At 39.1% G+C, this 24,660-nt stretch carries 22 protein-coding genes and 1 pseudogene; 19 read left to right on the top strand and 4 right to left on the bottom strand.

The genetic code is table 11. The annotated features are described in order from the left end of the window. Positions 1-32: 32 nt before the first annotated feature. Positions 33-761, top strand: coding sequence for a ribonuclease III (gene rnc / locus OC25_RS22585; protein WP_052266397.1), 729 nt, complete (start codon positions 33-35; stop codon positions 759-761). Positions 762-1,277: 516 nt separating this feature from the next. On the opposite strand, the gene OC25_RS22590 is transcribed toward rnc, so the two are convergent. The 3 genes from OC25_RS22590 to OC25_RS22600 form a co-directional block, all read right to left on the bottom strand. Then, positions 1,278-1,988 (bottom strand): hypothetical protein, encoded by a 711-nt coding sequence (locus tag OC25_RS22590; RefSeq protein WP_039481077.1) that lies wholly within the window; start codon positions 1,986-1,988, stop codon positions 1,278-1,280. Between the two features lie 7 nt (positions 1,989-1,995). Beyond that, positions 1,996-2,712, bottom strand: a complete 717-nt coding sequence (locus OC25_RS22595) for a hypothetical protein (protein WP_052266398.1) — start codon at positions 2,710-2,712, stop codon at positions 1,996-1,998. A 143-nt stretch (positions 2,713-2,855) separates the two neighbouring features. After that, complete coding sequence (locus OC25_RS22600) at positions 2,856-3,428, bottom strand: hypothetical protein (RefSeq protein WP_039481081.1); 573 nt, start codon at positions 3,426-3,428, stop codon at positions 2,856-2,858. 69 nt (positions 3,429-3,497) lie between these two features. Here OC25_RS22600 and OC25_RS22605 point away from each other — a divergent pair, with 69 nt between their 5' ends. The 7 genes and pseudogenes from OC25_RS22605 (at position 3,498) to OC25_RS22635 (ending at position 9,300) form a co-directional block, all read left to right on the top strand. Continuing rightward, positions 3,498-4,226: a lysophospholipid acyltransferase family protein gene (locus OC25_RS22605; RefSeq protein ID WP_039481085.1), complete on the top strand. Its 729-nt coding sequence runs from the start codon at positions 3,498-3,500 to the stop codon at positions 4,224-4,226. 383 nt (positions 4,227-4,609) lie between these two features. Then, a complete protein-coding gene (locus OC25_RS22610; protein WP_039481089.1) occupies positions 4,610-5,473 on the top strand; it encodes a YicC/YloC family endoribonuclease in 864 nt (287 codons plus the stop codon). A gap of 58 nt (positions 5,474-5,531) precedes the next feature. After that, the gene (gmk, locus tag OC25_RS22615; protein ID WP_039481095.1) at positions 5,532-6,098 is read left to right on the top strand and encodes a guanylate kinase; all 567 of its coding nucleotides are present in this window, start codon (positions 5,532-5,534) and stop codon (positions 6,096-6,098) included. An 81-nt stretch (positions 6,099-6,179) separates the two neighbouring features. Further along, positions 6,180-6,548, top strand: a pseudogene (locus OC25_RS22620) (four helix bundle protein). Positions 6,549-6,603: 55 nt separating this feature from the next. Beyond that, positions 6,604-7,200, top strand: a complete 597-nt coding sequence (gene nadD, locus OC25_RS22625) for a nicotinate (nicotinamide) nucleotide adenylyltransferase (RefSeq protein WP_082018692.1) — start codon at positions 6,604-6,606, stop codon at positions 7,198-7,200. A 120-nt stretch (positions 7,201-7,320) separates the two neighbouring features. Further along, complete coding sequence (locus OC25_RS22630) at positions 7,321-9,021, top strand: glycoside hydrolase family 3 protein (RefSeq protein WP_039481099.1); 1,701 nt, start codon at positions 7,321-7,323, stop codon at positions 9,019-9,021. 66 nt (positions 9,022-9,087) lie between these two features. Next, positions 9,088-9,300: a hypothetical protein gene (locus OC25_RS22635; RefSeq protein ID WP_039481102.1), complete on the top strand. Its 213-nt coding sequence runs from the start codon at positions 9,088-9,090 to the stop codon at positions 9,298-9,300. A gap of 61 nt (positions 9,301-9,361) precedes the next feature. Here OC25_RS22635 and OC25_RS22640 read toward each other — a convergent pair whose 3' ends face one another. Then, positions 9,362-9,895, bottom strand: coding sequence for a thioredoxin family protein (locus OC25_RS22640; protein ID WP_039481104.1), 534 nt, complete (start codon positions 9,893-9,895; stop codon positions 9,362-9,364). Between the two features lie 199 nt (positions 9,896-10,094). Between OC25_RS22640 and OC25_RS22645 the strand changes: the two genes are divergently transcribed. The 11 genes from OC25_RS22645 (at position 10,095) to OC25_RS22695 (ending at position 24,518) form a co-directional block, all read left to right on the top strand. Further along, positions 10,095-10,754, top strand: coding sequence for a TatD family hydrolase (locus tag OC25_RS22645; protein WP_039481107.1), 660 nt, complete (start codon positions 10,095-10,097; stop codon positions 10,752-10,754). Between the two features lie 119 nt (positions 10,755-10,873). Next, positions 10,874-11,662 carry a tRNA threonylcarbamoyladenosine dehydratase gene (locus OC25_RS22650; protein ID WP_039481110.1) on the top strand — a complete coding sequence of 263 codons (789 nt, stop codon included), beginning with the start codon at positions 10,874-10,876 and terminating at the stop codon, positions 11,660-11,662. Positions 11,663-11,754: 92 nt separating this feature from the next. Further along, positions 11,755-12,264 (top strand): endonuclease domain-containing protein, encoded by a 510-nt coding sequence (locus OC25_RS22655; protein WP_082018693.1) that lies wholly within the window; start codon positions 11,755-11,757, stop codon positions 12,262-12,264. Positions 12,265-12,357: 93 nt separating this feature from the next. Continuing rightward, on the top strand, positions 12,358-15,573 hold the full coding sequence (locus tag OC25_RS22660) for a UvrD-helicase domain-containing protein (RefSeq protein ID WP_039481113.1): 3,216 nt from the start codon (positions 12,358-12,360) through the stop codon (positions 15,571-15,573). After that, the gene (locus OC25_RS22665) at positions 15,574-18,432 is read left to right on the top strand and encodes a PD-(D/E)XK nuclease family protein (RefSeq protein WP_245222126.1); all 2,859 of its coding nucleotides are present in this window, start codon (positions 15,574-15,576) and stop codon (positions 18,430-18,432) included. 263 nt (positions 18,433-18,695) lie between these two features. Continuing rightward, on the top strand, positions 18,696-19,133 hold the full coding sequence (tnpA, locus tag OC25_RS22670) for an IS200/IS605 family transposase (protein ID WP_039481116.1): 438 nt from the start codon (positions 18,696-18,698) through the stop codon (positions 19,131-19,133). Further along, positions 19,133-19,690: a GNAT family N-acetyltransferase gene (locus OC25_RS22675; RefSeq protein WP_039481120.1), complete on the top strand. Its 558-nt coding sequence runs from the start codon at positions 19,133-19,135 to the stop codon at positions 19,688-19,690. Before tnpA ends, OC25_RS22675 begins: the two co-directional genes overlap by 1 nt. 246 nt (positions 19,691-19,936) lie before the next feature. Next, a complete protein-coding gene (locus OC25_RS22680) occupies positions 19,937-20,923 on the top strand; it encodes a pyruvate dehydrogenase complex E1 component subunit beta (RefSeq protein ID WP_039481124.1) in 987 nt (328 codons plus the stop codon). A gap of 189 nt (positions 20,924-21,112) precedes the next feature. Further along, a complete protein-coding gene (locus OC25_RS22685; protein WP_039481128.1) occupies positions 21,113-21,682 on the top strand; it encodes a pentapeptide repeat-containing protein in 570 nt (189 codons plus the stop codon). 44 nt (positions 21,683-21,726) lie between these two features. Then, entirely contained in the window at positions 21,727-22,098 is a 372-nt protein-coding gene (locus tag OC25_RS22690; protein WP_039481130.1) for an iron chaperone, read from the top strand. A 128-nt stretch (positions 22,099-22,226) separates the two neighbouring features. Then, entirely contained in the window at positions 22,227-24,518 is a 2,292-nt protein-coding gene (locus OC25_RS22695; RefSeq protein WP_039481133.1) for a Tex family protein, read from the top strand. Positions 24,519-24,660: the final 142 nt, after the last annotated feature.

The raw sequence follows: 24,660 nt of genomic DNA on the forward strand, positions 1-24,660 counted from the left end.
GCTGATTAGCCGTTAATTGTGTTATTTATTTAATGCCGATATTAAAATTATATAAACTTTATCTTTCTCCCGAAAAGGAGTTTGTTAAAAAGCTGAGAAATATTTTAGGCTTTATTCCAGGGAATGTTACGCTATATAAAATGGCGTTCAGGCACCGCTCTGTGGCTAAGGTTTTAAAAAATGGCAGCAGAAGCAGCAATGAACGCCTCGAGTTTTTAGGCGATGCTGTTTTAGGGTCGGTAATAGCAGAATTACTTTTTAAACATTATCCCTACAAGGAAGAAGGTTTCTTAACCGAAATGCGCTCTAAAATTGTAAACCGAGCTAACCTTAACCAATTGGCTAAGAAAATTGGTTTCGATAAGCTTATTCAATTCGATCAGCGTTCGGTAAGCATTCAAACCAAGCACAATTCGATGCTTGGCGATGCTTTTGAAGCCATTGTTGGGGCCATTTACATGGATAAGGGCTATAACTTTACCAAAGAGTTTTTGCTTCGCCGCATTGTAAAACCCCACATTGATATTCATACCCTCGAGCAAACAGAAACTAATTTCAAAAGCAAGCTGATTGAATGGTGCCAACGCCACGGCAAAGACGTGATGTTTGAACTGGTACAGAACGGCGAAGGCGAAAGTGCCAAACTATTTACCATCAGTGCCATTGTTGAAGGCGAAAAATACGGTACCGGAAGAGACTATAACAAGAAAAATGCTGAAAAACTAGCAGCCGAAAAGGCCTGCGAAGCGCTTAGTATTTAGAAGTTCATCAGTTCACTGGTCATTAGTTCATTGGTAACTGCCTATTGCAAACTGTATTAGAGTTAACTGACTCCAAACGAATATCGTCATTGCGAAGCCGAACTGTGCGAGCTGAAGCAATCTTTTGGATTGTATTCACCGACTCCAAACACTCAACTCCAAACTTATTAATGAGAATAACTGCAAACCGCCAACTGTGAACTGTACAATGGTTAATCGGTTAAATGTTTAAATTGGTTAACTGGTCATGAGTAACTGCAGACCGCTAACTGCAAACTGTACAATGGTTAATCGGTTAATTGCTTAAACTGGTTAACTGGTCATGAGTAACTGCAAACCGCTAACTGCAAACTGTACAATGGTTAATCGGTTAAATGTTTAAATTGGTTAACTGGTTATGAGTAACTGCAAACCGCCAATTGTAAACTGTACAATTGTTAATTGCTTAAACTGGTTAACTGGACTCTCAACTCCGAACTCCAAACTGATTCCAGACTAAGGACTCCTCTACTACTACTACTTCCCTTTTCCGAGCGTATCGGTAAATTTCTTTGAAGATTCTTTAATATACTTGATGTAATCGTAGCTATTCCAGTATTGGGCTTTATCAAATTCAGGGCGGCAGTTGAGCATATATTTCTCTAAGGTATCGCCTCTTAATTCTGTATTGTTTTTAATGATACTCTGGTTAAAATAAACATCAATCTGCGATTGCTTAATCTCATTATCTGCATAACGGCCAAACCTGCGCGCGTTCTTAGGATCGCTGCCAAATAAATTGTACAGGGCATTTAGCGGACTGAATATAGCCGATAATAATGTGGTTTTACCACCATTGTATACCCCCTTGTTTCGATATTCCCTTTTAATTTCGGCTAAATCCTGTTGTTTGGTATTACCATAAACGGTTACATCATCAAGTGTGGTACTTGCGCGTACCAGATAAACAATAATGTCTTCCTGGCTTTTTACCACCACCCTTTGGTCGATCAGATTCCGTTTTATTACCAAAAGGGTATCACCAATTTTAGCTTTAAGTTGAAACATCCCGATATCATTACTCCCTACACCAATACCGGTACGCAAATTGGTAATTTCGGATAGCGCAATCCGGATATTCGACCCCTTTTCGATCACCACACCTTTCACAATAAAATCCTGCGCTTTGGCTAATAAGCCTATCGTGGTTAAAAGAATGAGTAGGATGATAAATTTAAAATTCTTCATGTTGTATTTAATTGGTACGTTTCAAAGTATCGGTATATTGTTTAGCCGATTCTTTGATGTATTTAACAGCATCGTAATTGTTCCAATTGCTTGCCATACTGCTGCTGGGATAATAATCAAGCAAAAACTTATCCAGTTCTTTCCCCCTCAAACTGGTATAACTGGTTACCAGGCTTTTATTAAAAAATTTATCGACCTCAATTAAACTCAGCTCTTTTCTATAATATCGGTTAAATTTACGCGCCCTGGTTGGAGTTTTCCCAAATAACTCATAAAAAAATGTTAACGGGCTGCCACCAAAGGGATTTAGTAAAATTAATGGTGGTTTACCCGCATAAAAAGAGCCGCTATTCTTAAAATCGCGCTTAATATCTTCCATCTCCTGCTTTTTGGTTTGCCCTTTAACCGTTACTTCTTCCAGCATAGTACTGCCTCTTACCAGATAAATTACCAGATCATCTTCCGTTTTAACCACGAGTTTTTGATCGGTTAAATTCCTTTTTTTAACCAATAAGCTATCTCCTACCCTGGCATTGAGCTGAAACAGGCCAATTTCATTACTGGTTGTGCCCATTTTATTGTTCAGGTTGGTAATCTCGGCCAGGGCAACCCGCACATTCGAACCTTTTTCAATCACCACACCCTTAAGCACAAAATTTTGGGCCATGCCATTAAGGCCTTGTGTCAAGCCAATCAGTAAAAGAATAAGTTTCAAATGCTTCATGATTTATAGTGGCTTATTTAAAGTATCTAAATATTGCTGTGCCGATCTTCTGATATAACCTGCAGCATCATAAATGTTCCAGTTTTTAATCTGTGCATGCTTTGGTCGGTAATTCACCATAAACAACGCTAATTGTTTTCCTGTTAAGCTCGTATTTCTTTTAACCAGGCTAAGATTAAAAACCGGTCAACCTCCTGTTCTTTGAGCTCCCGATCGTAATATCGATCAAAACGTCTGGCTCTTTTTCTTTCTGCACTAAACAATTCCATTATAGCTGCAATCGGGTAGCGGATATAGTGAAGCGGACTTCTATTCTTTCCGTAAAAATAAGTTTTCTTTCTATGTTCTAATTTAACAGCCAATAGGCTTTCTTGTTTGTTTTCAGCCTTAATTGTTATATCATTCAGCAGCATATCTGCACGAATCAGATTTACAACAAAATCCTTATCGCTTTTAACTATGATTAACTGATTATCGAACTTTCTTTTCTGAACCAATAAAGTATCGCCGATTTGGGCAGCGATTTGGAAGAAACCCATATCATTGGTTCCCACACCCTGATTGGTACGCATATTGGTTACTACCGCCAGGGCGATCCTGATATCTGTTCCTTTTTCAAAAACAACTCCTTTTGAAACAATACCCTGTGCATTAATACTTTTCGATGCAAGTAGAAAGCTGAGTGAAAGAAAAAAGAGCGTAAAAAATGCTTTCATATCTCTAAGATATTTTTCGTAAAATTAACATTTGTTACACGTTCAAACTGTTAACAAAACGTTAATAACATGAGAAAGCTACTGGGCGGATTTTATTTATTGTACGCAGCAATTGTATTTTTTATACTCATGGTTATGGTGTGCCCCTTCATTCTCCTCAGCATGGGCATTTTTAACGAGAAAACCGGCCGCAAGATTTCGTTCTGGTTTTTGAAATTCTGGGCCTGGGGCTTTAGTTTACTAACCTGCCTGTGGTTTACTACCCGGGGCACTCCAATTGACACCAGAAGGGCTTATATCTATGTTGGCAATCACAGTTCGTTTTTAGATGCTATTGCCATTGTACTGGGCATTCCGCAGGCCTTTAGCCCGCTGGGAAAAATAGAAATGCTTAAAATACCCGTATTTGGCTGGATTTATAAACGTTTGGTGGTGATGATTGACCGCAGCAGCCGCGAAAGCCGCGACCATTCGGTAGCTGAATTACGGAAAGACCTGGCCGAAGGACAATCGATTTTAATTTTCCCTGAAGGAACAATGAATAAAACAGACCAGCCATTGGCTCCTTTTTACGATGGTGCTTTTCGCCTGGCGATAGAGACCCAAACGCCCATTTTACCTTTTGCCATACGCAATAGCAGGGCACATTTACCGCGCACCGATCCACTTTTGTTAAATCCTGGCATTATTAAAACGGTATTTGGCGAAGCTATTGAAGTGAAGGGTTTGGTAGCAGAAGATTTAGAAAAGCTGAAGCAAAAAACATTTGACGCGATTTTAAACCTATTGGAAAAATAGGCTCATTTTATTAGAAAATGAGGGCTCCGGTACTTTTGGCCAAATCAGTCCTGCTGTCCGTTTTATCCCGATTATCCCGATAGCTATCGGGACGGGGATGTCACTTCCATCAGGTTTAAGAACCAAGGTTCTGCACTTTGTAGGGAACAGGTTTGGCCAAAAGCTACAGATCCAGTAAATAAACCCGATTGCAATGAAAAGCCCACAGCGCAGCGAGGACTTGTAATGAAAAGCGGGGCTGCAATTGCCAAGGAATACTGAACGCTGGTTTTCTAAATATCAGCAATGTCATATTTTATTTGCAACTATCCACAATTCTGAGGCCCGGCCATTATTATTTCTGCTTTCAGCTTAAAACCCTATCTTTGCGCATGATAAAATCCATGACAGGATACGGCTTAGCAACAGCCGATTATGCAAATGCAAAGTATAGTGTCGAAATCAAATCGCTCAACAGCAAATTCCTGGAGCTCAATTTAAAATATCCTAAATCTTTTTCTGATAAAGAATTGATCTTGCGCAATGTATGCAGCAAAGATATTGAAAGAGGAAAAGTAAGTTTAAGCATCAATGTAGAACGCAGCAATGGCGAAGTTACAGGAGCTACCATTAATACTGCTTTATTGAGCCATTATTACCAGCAACTGGTTGCCGTTAACAACGAATTAGGTGCCGATAGCAGCAATTTACTGCAAACAGCCTTAACTTTCCCTGATGTAATTAGTTATAAAGAAGAAAGTGTTAGCGAAGACGAGTGGAACCACCTTTACAAGATTTTTACTGAGGCCCTGGCCAATTTTAACCAGTTCAGGGAAGATGAAGGTGCCGTTTTAAAGGCCGATTTAGAATTGCGCATTAAAAATATCCTGTCGTACTTTAAATCTGTTGAAGAACTGGAGCCCAAAAGAATTACCGCTATCCGCGATAAATTTAACCAGTTTTTAGAGGATGCGGTGGGTAAGGTTAACATCGACCAGAACCGTTTTGAACAAGAGTTGATCTACTACATTGATAAGATTGACATTACGGAAGAAAAAACACGTTTAAAAAGTCACTGCGACTACTTTTTACAAACGTTAACCAGCAAGGAAGCAAACGGTAAAAAAATGGGCTTTATCTCGCAGGAAATAGGAAGAGAAATTAACACCATGGGTGCTAAGGCTAACGATGCCCAGATGCAACAGTTTGTGGTGGGAATGAAAGAAGAATTAGAAAAGATAAAAGAACAATTACTGAATGTGTTGTAACGTTGGGCGGAAAGCGATAAGCGCTTAACGCCAGACGCCAATCGCAAAACTATTAAAAATGCAAGGCAAATTAATTATATTTTCGGCACCATCAGGAGCAGGTAAAACAACTATTGTACATCATTTATTAAAGAAATTTCCTGAGCTGAGCTTTTCTATTTCTGCAACTACGCGCGAGTTAAGGGGAACGGAAAAACACGAGAACGATTACTATTTTATCAGTAAGGAAGAGTTTTTACATAAAGTAGCCCATCAGGAATTTGTAGAGTTTGAAGAAGTTTACAACGGTACTTTTTATGGCACTTTACGCTCAGAGATCGAACGGATCTGGAACGAAGGTAAACATGTTATTTTCGACATTGATGTTGAAGGAGGTATCCGTTTAAAAAGAAAATATGAAGAAGATGCGCTGGCCATTTTTGTTCAGCCACCATCGTTAGAGGTCTTAAAAGAACGTTTAAGCGGTCGCGGAACGGATAGCCCTGAAAAACTACAGGAACGCTTTGTCAAAGCCGAAAAGGAATTGCTTTATGCTGATAAGTTTGATGTGATTTTAAAGAATTATGATCTGGCAACCGCCTGTGCAGAAGCCGAGCAATTGGTGGGTGATTTCTTGAAAAGTTAACAGTTTACAATTTGAAGTTTTCGGTATTTGAAGTATAAACACAGCGAGACAAACATTTAATAACGGATATCAGGATTATTTATGGGCGATTTCTTTGATTTATTAGTGTATAAGAAGTCATTTGAACTGGCCATGAATATTTTTGAAATCAGTAAATCTTTTCCCAGGGAAGAAACCTATTCACTAACCGATCAGATCTGAAGATCTTCACGTTCTACCAACATATGTTTAGTTGAGACTTATAGAAAACGTAGATATAGAGCTCATTTTATCAGCAAACTTTCAGATAGCGATATGGAGAATAGCGAAACTAAAGGCTGGTTAAAGTTTGCTTTCGAATGCAAGTACCTGACAGAAGAACAATACGAGAAATTGACAACTCAAAGCGATGAGGTTGGGAAACTCCTAAACCATATGATGAGTAATCCTGAAAAATATGGTGCTGCTTAACTGTTATACTAATTAAGTGTTATCCAACTGAAAATTGTTAACTGAAAACTGGAATATGTCAACAGAAAACCGCCAACTGAAAACTGGACTCTTCTTCGGTTCTTACAACCCCATCCATACCGGTCATTTAATTATTGCCAATTACATGGCCAACCATACCGAACTGGGTGAGGTTTGGCTGGTGGTTTCACCGCATAACCCGCTAAAGGATAAAAATGGGTTAACCAATATGTACGACCGCCTGGAGATGGCTAAACTTGCGACCGAAAATGCCGAACACATCCGCGTTAGCGATATTGAATTCGCCCTCCCACAGCCCTCGTACACTATTGATACATTAGCTTACCTGCATGAAAAATACCCGGAAAAGGAATTTGTATTGATTATGGGGGCAGATAACCTGGTTTCTTTCAAAAAGTGGAAAAACTATGAGGTACTGCTAAAAAACTATCAGATTTATGTGTACCCGAGGCCTGGAGCAAACCTTACAGAGTGGGAAAACCATCCGGCAATTACCTTTACCCAAACACCATTGATGGAAATTTCTTCAACCTTTATCCGCAAGGCAATTAAAGCACAAAAGAATGTTCAGTTTTTCCTACCCGATAAGGTAATCGATTTTATTGAAGGTAAAGGAATGTATAAATCCTAATCTATATCCTGCATAATGAGCACTTTTAATAAAATACTGTATTAAATCGATTACTTGGATTAGTTTTTGTTTAATACGGCTTTGGTTTATTAATTTAGCTTACCTGATACAACAAAACAAGTGAAAAAAAATCTTTTTATACTCATTACCCTTTGTGGCGCTGCGTTTTCTGGCAGTGCACAACAAAAAACCTATTTAGAAATGTTAGCCAATCAACCTAAATGGGTCGATTCGGTTTTCAATAAACTAAACCGCAGGGAGCGTATTGCACAGATGTTCTTTGTACGTGCGCACACTAACCTGGGGCAAAAATATACCGATTCGGTTGGTCAGGTAATTAAACGTGAACAATTGGGTGGGGTAATCTTTTTTCAGGGTGGTCCGGGCCGGCAGGCCATTGCCACCAATGCCTATCAGAAACTAAGCCACGTGCCTTTAATTGTAGCCAATGATGGTGAATGGGGTTTGGGTATGCGTTTAGATAGTACCATTTCCTATCCTTACCAGATGACTCTTGGCGCTATTCAAAACAAAGAACTTTTGTACAAAATGGGCTTAGAGGTGGCCAAAGATTACAAACGCATGGGTATGCAAATGAATTTAGCCCCTGATGCCGACATCAACAACAATCCCAAAAATCCGGTAATTAACTATCGTTCTTTTGGCGAAAATAAATACAACGTAGCAACCAAAGTTGCTGCCTATATGAAAGGTATGCAGGATGGTGGTTTATTAACCACTTTAAAGCACTTTCCAGGCCATGGCGATACCGATGTAGATTCGCACTATGATTTGCCACAGCTTACCTTTTCGGCTACCCGGTTAGATACTTTAGAAATGTACCCTTTTAAAGAACTGATTAAACAGGGCGCCTCGGGCGTGATGATTGCCCACATGAATATTCCCTCACTTGATAATACGCCTAATTTACCTTCCACTCTATCTAAGCCTATCGTTACGGGCATTTTAAAACAAAAACTTGGATTTAAAGGTCTAATCATTTCTGATGCAATGGACATGAAAGGAGTGGTTAAATATTTCAAAAACGGCGAAGCCGATTTAATGGGGATTATTGCAGGGAACGATATCCTTGAGCTTTCTGAAAATAGCGACAGAGCCATTAAACTGGTACGTAAAGCAGTTAGACAGGATCGCATAAGCATGAAAGATATCGATGCCAGCGTGCGCAAGATATTAACTGCAAAATACTGGGCAGGTTTAGCTAAAAAGGATACCGTGGTAACACAGGGAATAGTTGCTGCCGTTAACCGGAATGCGAGTAATGCATTGGTACAGGAACTTGCCAATGCATCAGTTACACTATTAAAAGGCAAAGACTACATCAAACGGTTAATCCCCATTAGAAGAACAGCTATTATCAGTATTGGTGTACCTTCAGTTACCACTTTCCAGAAAGAAATTGCTAAAGGCTATTATAACTCGGTTTATTATGTTCTGGATAAAGATGCCAATCCAACTCAAATCTCGAACATTGCCCGCGAAATTGGTGCATTTGATCAGGTTATTGTTGGTATTCATGATAGCCGTTCCCGCCCGGCCAATAACATCCCACTAAATGCGGGAGTAAAGAATTTCATTAAAGAATTATCAGGAAAAAATGCTGTTTTCGCCTTATTTGCCAATCCATACAACCTGGCAGGTTTACCAGGACTGGAAAATAGCAAAGGACTTGTTGTAGCCTATCAAAAAGAAGATTACATGCAGGTTTCGGCCGCAGCCGTAATTAATAACAGATTGGTGCCAACGGGAAAACTGCCGGTAAGTGTAGCGCCGAATTATAAATTTGGTGAAGGTCTTTAGTCTTTCAACTTTTTTCCAAAACAATTTCCCACTTAAAGTGATTATCTAACTATAAATCTTAATGTTATGATAGATCCGGAAAACGACAACTATTCCAGCGATCCTAACGATGCACTGCGCCGGGAGGATGAGGTAGAAAATATCAACGAAATTAACGGCGATGATACCAGCATTGAGTATGATAAAGATATGCTGGAACAAGCCGATGAAGCTTCAAGACCTTCTTATGAACTTAATCTGGATAATTTTGAAGATAACGACGACGATTTAGATGATTAAAAAAACGGCCGATCAAATTTAACAATTTGATCAGCCGTTTTTATGCTAAAGCTTTGTAAAACTACTTTGCTTTTGGTTTATATGTTTCAGGATTAACTGCTGTAGTCGTCCACCCTTTTAAAAAAGCGGTTATCTTCTTTACATCGTGGCCAACTTTCTTTTTGCCATTCGCGCCTACTTCTTCTGTTTCCAGGTACGAAGAGTTTTCAATGTGCAATACTTTTCCTTTTCCATCCAAAATTAAAAATACCGGAAAACCGAAACGTTGCGGATAGCCTAAACTGGCTAAAACACTTTCGTTTTTATTTTCGGGGCTATAATTAACCAATACGGTTTCGAAGTTATCGTTAATGTATTTTTTCAAAGTGGCAGTGCTATCAACCAAATTGTGGAAAGCAATACACCAGGTGCACCAGTTCCCGCCAACCTGTAATAAAACGTGCTTATTTTCTTTCGCTGCCTTTGCAACTGCTGCTGCAATATCCGCTTTGGCATCGGCTTGAGGATTATAAATATGAACCCCTTCTTTTTTCGCCTGACTAAAAGCCGCCGTCGATATAAACACAGCCACCAGTAGAATGATTATCTTTTTCATGATTTTTTAGAATAATAAAGTAAAAATAAGAAAGCCGACTAATGTAATAGATTATTCGCAAATTCTTTACAGAACGCAAACATTAGATAGTCCATAGAATTTCATCCATGAAAATGGTTTAATCTCGCGCACAGTTTTCCATCTTACCGCTTCCATACTAATATTTTCCCTATTTCATTTTCTTTATCTTTGTCCTTCAATGGATTTTTTAGATCTACATACCCACAAAACAGCAGAGCAGCAGGGCGCCATTAGTATCCAGAGTTTATCGTTAACCAGCGATATCTTTCTAGCTATGCCTAAAAAAAAGCCAATTTCTGTGGGGCTGCATCCCTGGTTTGCCAGGCTAGAAACCCTCGAATTGCAAATGCGTTACCTGGAAGTAGTAGGCAAACAAGCTAACGTGAAATTAATTGGTGAGTGTGGTCTTGATAAACTCAGAGGAGAAAATGTAAATAACCAGCTGCTTATTTTAACTGAGCAAATCAAACTTGCCCAACGACTGAACAAACCCTTGATATTGCACTGTGTAAAATGCTTTTCCGAGCTCATTGCACTAAAAGATAAGCTTCAGGTAAAAGTTCCTATGATTATCCACGGTTTTAATAAAAATGAAGTCTTAGGTAAACAACTACTAAGTAAAGGTTTTCTGCTTTCCTTTGGCACGGCCATATTAAAAAAAGATTCAGGTGCAGCAAAGCTAATCCAGGAAATCGACAACTTCTTTCTCGAAACCGACGATTCAGCCACTTCTATACTAGAAATTTATGAGACCGCAGCCAATTTAAAAAAATGTACGGTTGATGAACTTAAAGCTTGTATTTTTGCCAACTGGAAAAAATTGAATTTAAAAAACTAGCCACGGATACGCAGAAAACACGGAAAGCTTTACTTCTTAGTTAAAGCAAAGCATTGAGTTATAAAGTAAACTAAATCCGTGTCCATCCTTTTCATCTGTGGTTAAATACAATAATTGATATGTCTGATGTAACCTGGCTTTCGCGCTCTGCCTTGCTTGTAGGAAATGAAGGAATTGAAAAACTACAAGCTAAACATGTTTTGGTAATAGGCTTAGGAGGTGTAGGCTCTTTTGCTGCAGAATTTATCTGCCGCTCGGGCGTAGGCGAGATGACCATTGTTGATGGTGATGTGGTAGATCCCACCAACAGGAACAGACAATTGCCAGCATTGGCTACCAATCACGGGATGGGTAAGGCAGAAATTATGCGCGAGCGCTTACAGGCAATTAATCCCGAGCTCAAGCTTCATGTAGTCGATACTTTCCTTACCCCCGAAAAATGCCGCGAGATTTTAGAAGGTAAATTCGATTACATTATGGATTGCATTGACAGTGTAATGCCTAAAATTACCTTGCTATCTACAGCACTGCAGAAAAATATTCCGATTGTGAGTTCAATGGGTGCCGGTGGTAAATTAGACCCGACTAAACTAAGAATTACTTTACTTCCAGAAACCTACCAATGCGTTTTTGCCAGCTATGTACGCAAGCGGCTAAATAAACTTGAAAATGCGGCTAAAATCAAAGCAGTTTTCTCTACTGAAGAGGTCGATAAAAATTCGATGATTATGACCGATGGCAGCAACTTTAAGCGTTCGGCCTATGGTACCATTTCTTACCTTCCTGCAGCATTTGGGGGCGCCTGCGCATCAGTAGTAATCCGCGATTTACTGGGCTTAAAAATTGAAATGTCAGAAAGGCCCGAAAGGATCAGGCGTAAACCACTGAAGAAAAAGAAAAAAGCTTAAGAGAATAGCATTGTTGAAATCATGATTTCGGGAAGATTTTAAATTGTTGTAAGTTAGGGTTTAATAAATATGCTTTTGTATTTAAGCCCGTTATGCAACAAAAAACTAACACACCTGTCGGTTCTGGCGTTCTAAATTCCCCTCTTTCAGAGGGGTGTCCGCAGGACGGGGTGTCTGGTATTGTAACTGGAAAATTAATCATTAACGGCATAAGTTTAGCAACAAGCCCAACTAAAGTTCTACCGTATGAATCCCGGTTAAAAGACAGAGCAAAAGTATTAAGACAAGCCCGAAACTTGCCGGAAGTACTCTTCTGGATGCAGGTAACAAAAAAACGTTTTCATAAGATAGATTTCGACCGGCAACGTGTAATAGGCCCTTACATTGTTGATTTTTACATCAAACAACTTAGCTTAATCATTGAAATTGATGGTTCAAGCCACGACAATAAACAGGTTTATGATAAACGCCGTGAAGATTATTTAATATCGCTGGGATTAAAAGTATATCGGATATCCGTTAGTGATATAATGAAAAAAATGGAGTTTGTAATTATGGGGCTGGAAGAATATCTCATTAAAGAATATGGAATATCACCTTAACTATCAGCCAAAAAAATTAAACACAATTAATAATAGCACTAAACCACCCCGCCCTGCGGGCACCCCTCCTCCGGAGGGGAATTGATAAAAGTTATGCCCAAACCACTCAAAATTCTTCAAGCTTCTGCAGGTTCTGGTAAAACGTTCAGTTTAACAGCGCATTACCTTACGCTCCTATTTTCAGGGGAAAATAAATACCGGGAAATTTTAGCAGTTACCTTTACCAACAAGGCTACCGAGGAAATGAAAACCCGGATCCTGGAAGTATTGTTAGGCCTGGCAAAGGGCAATCGGGCAAAAAAAATAGACGATTACCGGCAACTCATATTGCAGGCCTATCCGCAAATCAGCGGCCAGGAGCTTCAATTCAAAGCAGATAAAATTTACCGTAAAATCCTGCACGATTACAGCCGTTTCTCTGTCAGTACCATTGATGGTTTTGTGCAAAAAGTAATCCGCGGTTTCGCTTTCGAGCTGGGCCTCAATGCCGATTATAATTTAGAGATGAATTATGATAAAGTTAAAGATGACCTGGTAGCTAAACTGGATGAGGCTTTAGACCATAACAAACAACTCTTACAATGGATTATCGATCTGGCTATTGAACGCATCAGCGATAATAAAAGCTGGAATTATAAATTTGAGCTTTACAACCTGATCGGTGAGATATTTTCTGAACGTTTCCAGATTTTTGAAGATGCAGTAACTGCGTTGGGCTTAGAGAATATCGATGAACTTTTCAAAAAATACATCAGCATTACAAAAACCGAAATCAAAAATTTTGAGGAAGAAATTATCCGCATTGCTACCGATGCACATGAAGCCCTGGGAGTTACTGGGGTCGAAAACGAACACCTTAAAGGAAAATCGCGCAGTGCACTCGCTAAAGTCATACTAATTGCACGTGGCGATTTTTCTAAAATTGAGCCACTCTTTAACCTCATTGATGAACCAGAGGAGTGGTTTCAGAAAAATGCCAGCTTCCCTGATGCCTACGAAATTGTAAATCCGCTGCTTAAAAAGCTTAAAGACCATTACCAGCAGCATTTACCCAACTATAGCCTGGCTATTGCATTTAACAAGAACCTGTATTATTTAAGGCTAATGCAAGAAATTGCTGTGCTTTTGAAAGAATACCGTGCAGAAAATGATAACCTGCTCATCAGCGATGCACAGAAATTGATTTCAGGAATTACCGAAGATGCGGGCGATAATCCATCATTTATCTGGGAAAAAGTGGGCAACCGGTACCGCAATTTCCTGTTCGATGAATTTCAGGATACCTCAACCAGTCAGTGGGGAAGTTTTAAATCACTACTTACCAATGCCATTGCTACACCAAGCGAAACACTGATTGATCATTTAATTGTGGGCGATACTAAACAGTCTATCTACCGTTGGCGTAATGGCGACTGGAACATCCTGCATCAACATGCCAGGCGCGATGTAGGTATCGAAAATGTAATGGAAGATAGTTTAGCAGAAAATTACCGGAGTACGGAGAACATCATCACTTTTAATAATTTTCTTTACCGGTCTATCCCGCTTGCACTGCAAAACGAACTAAACCAAAACCTGCTAACTAAACCAGATAGCATTTCTTCGTGGTGGGAGGCCGAAAACTATAGCCAGATTATTACCGACATTTACGGTACTTCGACACAGAACTTCGCTCCCAATACGCCAAAAGGAGGCACTATAAAGATTAAAAAATTTGGTAAAGAGCATGCCCCCAACGAGGCCCGTTTTACCGAAACTACTTTCAGGGATATTGTCCTTGATGACATTATCAACGAAATCAAAATACTCCGGGAGCATAACTATGCACTAAAAGACATTGCTATTTTGGTTCGTTCAAACAGTGAAGCCATGCTTACCGTTAGAAAATTAATGGAGCATAAATTACCTGTCTTATCTGGCGATGCTTTATTAATTTCGAATAATACGGCCATACAACTTATTATCAATACCCTTAAAGTACTCATTGGCTTAGAATCGCAAACAGCCTTATACAAAGCCAACTGCATTGCGCTTTATCATGCTATACAAGAAAAAGAGGTAAATGCTAATCATTACCTTAACCTCAGCAACCGACCATTAAACAGCCTTACCGAAGTTTTACCACCTGCCCTGTGCGAAAACTGGCAAAGCTGGCTACAGTTGCCCTTACCGGAACTGGTAGAAATCTTAATTGAAAGTTACGGTTTAAAAAACCTGGCGGCCAACCTCCCCTATTTACTCGCTTTTAGGGATTTGACCGCGTCTGCCGGCAAACTGGGCGAAAAAGGAATTATTGCTTTCTTAACCTGGTGGGAAGAAGATGGAATTAAAAAGTCTTTACCCTCGCCAGAAGGTGCTGATGCAATCCAGATCATTACCATTCATAAATCAAAAGGTTTGGCCTTCAGGGCGGTTTTTGTTCCCTTCTGCAATTGGGAAATCAAAGGCAAGGCAAACGGAACTTTTTGGGTTTCCTCTGATGAAACCGTTTACAAAGAACTGCGTGGTATTCCACTCAAATACAACGAAGCGCTCGCCGATTCAGCCATTGCCAAAGCCTATTACGAGGAATTGCTTTACAACAACATGGATGCGCTAAACATGCTTTATGTGGCTACTACGCGTTCAAAAGATTACCTCTATATCGCCACAATGGCCAAAAAAGAATTTAAGCTATCCAATATGGGTGATGTGATCAATCTCACTTTCGAGAATGAGTTTGATGAAAATGGGGTATACGAAATTGTAGATTTTGTTTCAGTTGAAAGCAAAAAGGATGAAGCAAATTTTATTGATCTGCAAAATTATCCGACCACTACACGCTTATCAGAATTATATATTCCATCAGAAGATAAACACTTACGACATCTGGTTAATATCGAAAAATCAGGTAGAAAAGGTTCACTGCTTCACGATATATTGGCCAATGCCAGTACCCAAAAAGAAGTTGAAGATTATATTACCAGTTTGATTTTAGACGGGATTATCCAGGAGGATGAAAAACCAAACCTGCTATCTAAGGCTTTGGAGGTGCTCGAAAATACTGATCTAAAGGCAGTTTTAAGCAAAGCCACTGGCAGCATCACCGAAAAAAATATTATTGATGCAAAAGGTAAACTTCACCGTCCCGATCGCATTTTGTTCAATAATAATGAAGTAATTATTCTGGATTATAAGTTTACACTTACCGAAAGCGATAAACACCTGGAGCAGGTAGAAAATTATAAAAAACTGCTTCTGGATATGGGGCACAGTCAGGTTTCGGCCTATTTGTTTTACGCCGTTACCGGCAAATTAAAGTTAGTTTAAATGATTAAGCCGTTTTTACAAGAAGTTGCCGAAGATTTAATTGAGCGGTTTGGTACTAACCTCCAGCATTGCGCTATTGTTTTTAACAACAAGCGCCCCGCTGCCTATATGCAAAAATACCTGGCCGATATTATTCAAAAACCTTTTTTTAGTCCTTCATTTTATACCATACAAGAGTTTTTTGCTGCTGCTACCAACTATAAAATTGCCGATTTCTACCTGCAGTTTTTTACCCTGCATAAAATTTACAATCAACTTTTAGCCGAAGAACAACTGGAGCCTATATCAAGCCATAAATTTTTCCCGCTGGCCAAAATTATTTTAAGCGATTTTACCCAGATAGATAACGACTTAGTTGATGCAGAAAAACTCTACCGCGACCTGGAAGATATTTCAGTAATCAATAAAGATTTCGATTATTTAAGCCCCGAACAATATGAGTTCCTAGCTCAATTCTGGACTTCCTACTCAGAAGGGAAACATAAAAAACAGCAGGAGCTTTTTATTAAAATGTGGCGCAGAATGCCCAAACTTTATCATAAGTTTCACGCCACCCTTAAAACTCAGGATTATTTAACCAATGGTTATGTATATCGACACTTAGCTGAAGAAATTGGACAACAACAAAATTTACCTGTAGATTTTGAAAAAGGGAAGATTATTCTGGTAGGCTTTAATGCACTAACCAGGGCCGAAGCTAAAATATTTACACAATTACAGCAAGCAGGCAAAGCGCTTTTTTATTTCGACGCAGACGAATATTATTTAGACGATCCTTTACAGGAAGCAGGCTTATTTTTACGTAAAAACCTCAATTTATTGGGTTTAAAAAATGAGTTTGAACATAATACCAGCCTGATGAAAACAGAATCACATCAGGTTAATGTTTTTAAAGTTCAGGGACAATCGGCACAAGCCAAAATTTTAAACAACATCCTGGCCGATGATTATTCAGATCAAAAAGAAATTGGCTCTACCGTTGTGGTTCTGGCCGACGAAAGCCTGCTATTACCTGCCCTGCAAACCATCCCTACCAGTTACAACCAAAAAACAATCGACTTAAACGTAACCATGGGTTTTGCCCTGGCTACCTCCAGTATTTTCGGTTTGGCAGATTTGTGGTTTGCCAGTCAGCTGGAAATTATACACAACTGCAAAGTAAGCTACAAAAATGTAGAGGCATTTTTAACCCACCCGCTAACCGGCCTGAGCCAAAAAATGCGCGATAAAATCCTCACTGCATTGTTAACCGAAAATGAAGTCGAAATTCAGCACGAACGTTTACTGAGGCAAAGTGGCTTGTTTGAAGTTTTTTATAAAAAAATCGATAGTCCTAAAAATGTAGTACCTTATCTGCTGTCGGTGCTCGATTTTATTTTAACCCGCCTGTCGAATGCCAAAACGCTTAAAAAAATCGACGCTGAGCTTTTTGTTAAAACCATTCAGGAACTTAACCGACTGCACGATACCTTTGGCAAACATATTGGAGAAGAAGATATAACCTTTGTCATTTATCTGGTGCAAAAATCGCTGCAAACCATAGCAGTTCCACTTTCAGGCGATCCTTTGAACGGCATACAGTTGATGGGTTTGCTGGAAACGCGGAACCTGAATTTCGATAAAGTGGTCATTTTAGGTTTTAACGAAGGGATTATCCCTAAATCATCTATTGGTAACAGTTTTATTCCCGATAGCATCCGCCGCGTGTATGGCCTACCTGTACTCGAAAACCTCGATGCCATTTCATCTTATATGGTTTACCGGCTAATGCAACGAGCAAAGCAGATCAACTTTGTTTACAATAGCCTCACCGACGAATCTACATCAGGTGAAGTTAGCCGGATTTTAAAACAGCTGGAGTACGAAAGCAATTTCAGTTTTGCCTACCATGAACTTAATTTAGAAGTAAAAACCGAAGCTTTCAGGGAAGTAAAAATTGAAAAAACCAATAATGTCTTTATCCAGCAAACGCTGCAAAAATACCTCGATAAACAAAAAGTCCTTTCGCCATCTGCGCTAACGCAATATATTTCCAATCCGATCGATTTCTTTTTCAACTACATTGCGGGTATTAAAGAACCCAAAGAAGTTAGTGCAGTGGTTGAAGCCAACGAAATTGGTTCTATTTTGCACAAGGTGATGGAATATTTCTATGAAGATTTGAGAAAAGCAGAAATAACTATCGACAAGATCAGGGAAAAAAGAAAGCAAATTCCTGCTTTAACCCAAAAAGCCTTTAATGCAGTTATGTTTAACCATCCGGATAAGGTTATGGAATACAAAGGCATGCAGAAGGTAATTTTGTCTATAGTTGAGGCCTATGTAAACATTATTTTAAATCAGGACGAAAACCAAACGCCCTTTAACATCATCAGTTTGGAACAAAAAGTTGAAGCAGAAATCAATTTTCCTTTAAACAACAGAGAAGCTAGTGTTAAAATTTTCGGTTTTATAGACCGTGTGGATGTAAAAGATGGTGTAACCAGAATTGTTGACTACAAAACCGGAAGTGACAAGCTCACTTTTAAAGATGTTCCCGAACTTTTCAACTCAGATGGGAAAAACATCAATAAAGCGCTGGTGCAAACCTTGCTTTACACTTACGCATACGAGCAATTTTCGGGCAAAACCAGGGTAGAGCCGAATCTTTATGTGGTTAAAACCATGGCTGTAGATGGCGTTTGGTTTAAATCGGGCAGGCAAACCCTTTCGGGAGAATATCTGGAAGAAATAAAACCAGAATTCTTAGCTGAGCTTAGAAAAAAACTGACTGAACTTTTTGAAGCACCTTATTTTGTGGCCAGCACGGTGGAGGATAATTACAAATACTCTATTTACAAAACGTTGTTTGGAAAATAATTTGGCTAAAGCCAATAGTGCATTTTTTTATTGGCTGTTGGCTGAAGCCAACAGCGATGAATTAGTTATGCTAAAAGTAGATTGGATCCGGTTAGTAATTCTTGCTATCAGCTAAAGCTGATGCAATTGGAAACTACTGTATTTATTTAGCTTATCTAAAATTCATCGCAGTCAGCTTCAGCTGACTGAAAAGATATAAAATTTCCATATGGCTTTAGCCAAAAAAACGTATATTGGTTTAGTATAGTCTAAAATATTAAATTATGTCGTACGTAAGAATTTGGGTACACCTGGTGTTCTCAACTAAAAACCGACATCCCTATTTAACTAAGAATATCCGCTACAAAGTCCATAAGCATATTATGGATAACTGTAAAAACAAATCCATTTTTCTCCAATCGATAAATGGGTTTACCGATCATTTACACTGCTTAATTTCATTAGGAAAGGATCAATCTATTTCAAATGTTGCTCAGTTAATTAAAGGAGAATCGTCCTTTTGGATTAACCAAAATAAATTAACCGAAATTCCATTTATGTGGCAAGGAGAATACTATGCTGTTTCGGTAAGCGATTCACAATTAAATTCGGTTATCAATTATATCAAAAACCAGGAAGCTCATCATTCAAAAAAATCATTTGCCGATGAGGTAAAAGAATTTGAGGATAAATATAAATTTGTAATACAAAAAGAGATCTGATGCTAACCTTAAACTTCACCAAATTCCCTGTATTGGAAACCGAAAGGTTAATCCTCCGCGAGCATCAGCTATCAGATGCCAATAATTTATTTGCCATGCGTACCAATGAAACGGTGATGAGGTATATCGATAGGGAAAGACCAAAAGACCTGTTAGAAATCAAAACATTCATTACCACCTTTAACGAAGGTTTCGAAAATGGCGACAATTTAGCCTGGGTAATTGCCAGAAAAGAAGATCCCGCGAATATGATCGGCTCTATTGGCTATTGGCGTACCGATTTTGCCAACCACAGGGCCGAAATCGGCTACATGCTTCACCCCGACTACTGGCGCCAGGGCATCATTTCTGAAGCATTGAAAAAAACGATCGATTTTGGTTTTCAGGACATGAATCTGCATACCATCAAGGCTAACATCAATGTTGAAAACGACGCTTCTAGGCAAATACTGCTTAAACATGGTTTTGTAAAAGAGGCCCTTTTCAGGCAGGATTATTATTTCAGGGGGCAGTTTTTAGACAGCGAAATTTATGGTTTATTAAATCCAAACCACTAAAAACCAGCTTTTCTCATTTCGGGATACATTTTTTCAAAAAAAATATTTCGGAAAACAAGCAAACCAGCAAGCAATCGATTCTTTTACTGGCGCAAAAGCACAATAATATTTCCCTTATCTGCAATTAGCAAAAATCGCATGTAAAAAACCTCGTAATCAAGTACAATTATTACAAAACACACAGATTATTGCCTTTGGTTTCAACGCGATTAATAATTATATTTGCCACCGTTATTAAAATTTACAATGAGAGAAATCCAATTTAGAGAAGCACTTCGCGAAGCCATGAGCGAAGAAATGCGTAAAGATGACCGCGTTTTTTTATTAGGTGAAGAAGTAGCAGAATATAACGGTGCATACAAAGTAAGTCAAGGCATGCTTGATGAGTTTGGTGCTAAACGTATTATCGATACACCGATTGCCGAATTAGGTTTCGCTGGTATTGCAACTGGAGCAGCTACTGCTGGCCTTATTCCAATTGTAGAGTTCATGACATTTAACTTCTCTTTAGTTGCAATCGATCAGATTATCAACGGAGCAGCTAAAATCTTATCAATGAGCGGTGGTCAGTTTTCATGCCCAATGGTTTTCCGTGGCCCAACAGGTAACGCAGGCCAGTTAGGTGCACAACACTCTCAAAACTTCGAAAACTGGTATGCTAACACACCAGGTTTAAAAGTGGTAGTTCCGGCTACACCTTACGATGCAAAAGGTTTATTAAAACAGTCTATTATTGATCCGGATCCGGTTATCTTCATGGAATCGGAAGTAATGTACGGCGATAAAGGCGACGTTCCTGCTGAAGAATACTATATCGAAATAGGAAAAGCCAACGTAACCAAACAAGGTACCGATGTAACAATCGTAACTTTTGGTAAAATGTTAACACGCGTGGTAAATCCTGCTGTTGAAGAATTAACCAAAGAAGGAATTAATGTAGAGGTAATCGATTTACGTACTGTTCGTCCTATCGATTATGCAACCATTATCGAGTCAGTTAAGAAAACAAACCGCTTAGTTGTAGTTGAAGAAGCATGGCCATTGGCTTCAATTTCTTCAGAAATTGCTTTCAACGTACAAAGAAATGCATTCGATTACCTAGATGCACCAGTTTTACGTATCACTTGTGCCGATGTTCCGCTTCCATACTCTCCAACTTTAATTGCAGCAAGCTTACCAAATGCAGAGCGTGTAATTAAGGCAGTAAAAGAAGTAATGTACGCAACAAAATAAATTGCCATTCTGCGCATAGCGCAGAGTTTCATTAAATATTAGAATCCTCCAATTAATTTGGGGGATTTTTTTTTGCGATAAAACCTCGCAGGTTTTCGAAACCTGCGAGGTTTTATCTATAAAATTTCAATTACAGCAGTTAGGCCAAACCTTAATTTTTTATCTTCGCTGATAAGAAAAATATCCTCCATGTCTGAATACACAGCCGACCAAACTTTCGAAAAATCCGATTTTACCTTACGTGCCTTACCAAAAGCAGAGTATGAAAACTGTAAATTTATCAATTGCGATTTTTCAGGTTCAGATTTAAGCGGTGTTAAATTTCTGGATTGTCAGTTTACCCATTGCAACCTAAGTTTAGCTAATATTACCAAAACAACATTCAACGAAGTAAACTTTAGCGATTGCAAAATGCTGGGGCTAAGGTTCGAAAATTGTAATGATTTTGGTTTGGCATTCAACTTTAGCAATTCAAAACTGGATCATTGTTCTTTCTACAAACTCAAATTAAAAAAAACAACCTTTAAAAATTCGCAACTACACGAAGTTGACTTTTCAGAAACAGACCTGTCTGGTTCAACTTTCGACAACTGCGATTTACTCAATGCTACTTTCGACAGAACGATGTTAGAAAAAGCTGATTTCAGGACAGCTTATAATTTTTCAATCGATCCCGATAACAACCGGATTAAAAAAGCGAAATTCTCGCAATCGGGTTTGGCTGGACTACTCCAAAAATATGATATCTTAATCAGCTGATCATTTATCGGAGATTCTTTGTAATTTCATAGTAAGATAAAATTATGGAACAGCCAAAACCCGAAAACATCGACCAGTACATTGCTAATTTCCCTGCAGCAACCCAGAAGCTGCTACAGCAAGTACGTGAAACAATCCATCTGGCTGTACCCGATGCTAAAGAAGTTATCAGTTACAGCATGCCAGCTTTTAAGCAAAAGGGAATTTTAGTTTATTTTGCAGGCTACGCCAAACATATTGGTTTTTACCCAACAGGTTCGGGAATCGAAGCTTTTAAAGATGAATTTGTTAATTATAAATGGAGCAAGGGCGCGGTACAGTTCCCATTAGATCAACCCATGCCTTTAGATCTGATTACCCGTATAACCAAATTTAAAGCTGAACGTGATTTGGAGAAAACACCAAAAAAGAAATAAAATACCTTACAAGATACCCTTACATCAGTTTTCTGGAGAATTTACTCACACATTTCGGTGGAAAACTTGATTTTAAAAAGCCTTGATTTCTAAAAATCATAACTAGCTTTGATCTTTTAATTTTTGATATGTTAACCCACCATAAAATAATTGCAGCCGAATTAAACGTTGCAGAAAAGCAGGTAACTGCCACGATAAACTTGTTAGATGAAGGCGCAACCGTACCTTTCATTTCCCGTTACCGTAAAGAATTAACCGGAAGTTTAGATGAGGTTGAAGTAGCTGCAATCCGCGACCGCGTTTTACAATTACGCGATCTGGATAAACGCCGCGAAGCCATCTTAAAATCAATGACCGATTTAGGAAAATTAACCCCTGAGTTGGAGAAACAGATTAACGAGGCCGAAACCATTTCGCTTTTAGAAGATATTTACTTGCCCTATAAGCCTAAGCGTAAAACGCGTGCATCAGTTGCTAAAGAAAAAGGACTGGAGCCACTTGCTTTACAGATTTTTGATCAGGGTAGTTTCGATCTGGATACTGAAGCCGATAAATTTATTGATGCCGAAAAAGGTGTAAATAGTTTAGAAGAAGCTTTAGCGGGAGCAAGGGATATTATTGCAGAAATGATTTCGGAAAATGCAGAAGCCCGTACCAAAATGCGTACCTATTTTCAGGAAAAAGCTGAATTTAAATCCGAAGTAATTAAAGGAAAAGAAGAAGAGGGCATTAAATATAAAGATTATTTTGAGTGGAATGAGCCCGTTAAAACTGCAGCTTCGCACCGTGTGCTGGCTATGCGCCGTGGCGAAAAAGAACTGATTTTACGCTTAGATGCACTTCCTCCTGCTGAGGATGCTATTGCCTTACTCGAAAACCAGTTTGTTACCGGAAATAACGCAGCTTCCAAACAAGTACAGCAAGCTTTAGAAGATGGTTACAAACGTTTGCTGGAACCAGCCATGGAAACCGAATTACGTGTTTTCACCAAACAAAAAGCTGACGAAGAAGCGATCCGTGTTTTTGCCGAAAATGCGCGTCAGCTGTTATTGGCAGCACCAATGGGACAAAAAAATGTACTCGCCATTGATCCGGGTTTCCGCACGGGTTGTAAAGTAGTTTGTTTAGATAAGCAAGGTCAATTATTAGAAAATACTGCCATTTATCCGCATACCGGGCAAGGAAATGTTAAAAATGCCGAATTCACTATCCAGCAGCTTTGCGAAAAGCATGATGTTGAAGCTATAGCCATTGGTAATGGAACAGCAGGAAGAGAAACCGAAGCTTTTGTTCGGGGTTTAAATTTACCACATATCACCATTGTAATGGTAAACGAAAGTGGTGCATCTATTTATTCGGCCTCTGAAGTGGCACGCGAAGAATTCCCGACTCAGGATATTACTGTTCGTGGTGCGGTATCTATTGGCCGCCGCTTAATGGACCCATTGGCAGAACTGGTAAAAATCGATCCAAAATCTATCGGCGTTGGTCAGTACCAGCACGATGTTGATCAAAACAAATTACAGGCTAGCTTAGATGATACCGTAATAAGTGCTGTAAATGCGGTTGGGGTAGAATTAAATACCGCTTCTAAACAAATTTTAGCCTACGTTTCAGGCTTAGGACCGGCTTTGGCACAAAATATTGTAGATTACAGAAATACCCATGGTGCTTTTAAAAACCGCGAAAGTCTTAAAAAAGTTCCACGTTTGGGTGACAAAGCTTACGAGCAGGCAGCAGGTTTCCTGCGCATCCGCAATGCAGAAAATGTATTGGATACCAGCGGGGTACACCCAGAGCGCTATGCTGTGGTAGACAAAATGGCTAAAGACCTGGGCACAACGGTTTCGGCATTAATGAAAGACACCCAATTGCAAAAACAAATCAAGCCACAACAATATGTTACTGATGAAATTGGTTTACCTACCCTTAACGACATCTTAAAAGAGCTTGCCAAGCCTGGCCGCGATCCACGCGAGCAATTTGAAGCTTTTAGCTTTACAGAAGGGGTTAATGAAATTTCAGATTTAAGAACAGGTATGAAATTGCCGGGTATTGTTACCAACATTACCAATTTTGGTGCCTTTGTCGATATCGGCGTTCACCAGGATGGATTGGTACACACCAGTCAGCTGGCAAACCGCTTTGTGGCCAACCCTAACGATGTAGTAAAAGTGCATCAAAAGGTAGAGGTTACAGTAATGGAAGTGGATGTTGCCCGCAAAAGGATTTCGTTATCGATGAAAACCGAAGAAAGACCAAAGCAAAAAGACCAAAGCAGAAAACCAAGGGAAGAAAGGTCAAAACAGGATTTCAAACCGAATAACAATAAGCAAAACTTTAAACCCCGTAATGAGCCAAAAGATGCCGATGGCGATTTACAGGAAAAATTAGCCAAGCTTAAAGGTATGTTTAAATAGTTTAAACTGTCATACTGAGGTGTAATTTATTGTATAAAAATCAATATAAGCGACAGCCTCTTCGGGGGTCGTCATTTCGAGCGGAGTGCAACGTAGCCGAGAAATCTGTCTAAATAGATTTCTCCATTCCGCCACCGGTGAA

The sequence above is a fragment of the Pedobacter kyungheensis genome (assembly GCF_000812965.1).
GTDB lineage: Bacteria > Bacteroidota > Bacteroidia > Sphingobacteriales > Sphingobacteriaceae > Pedobacter > Pedobacter kyungheensis.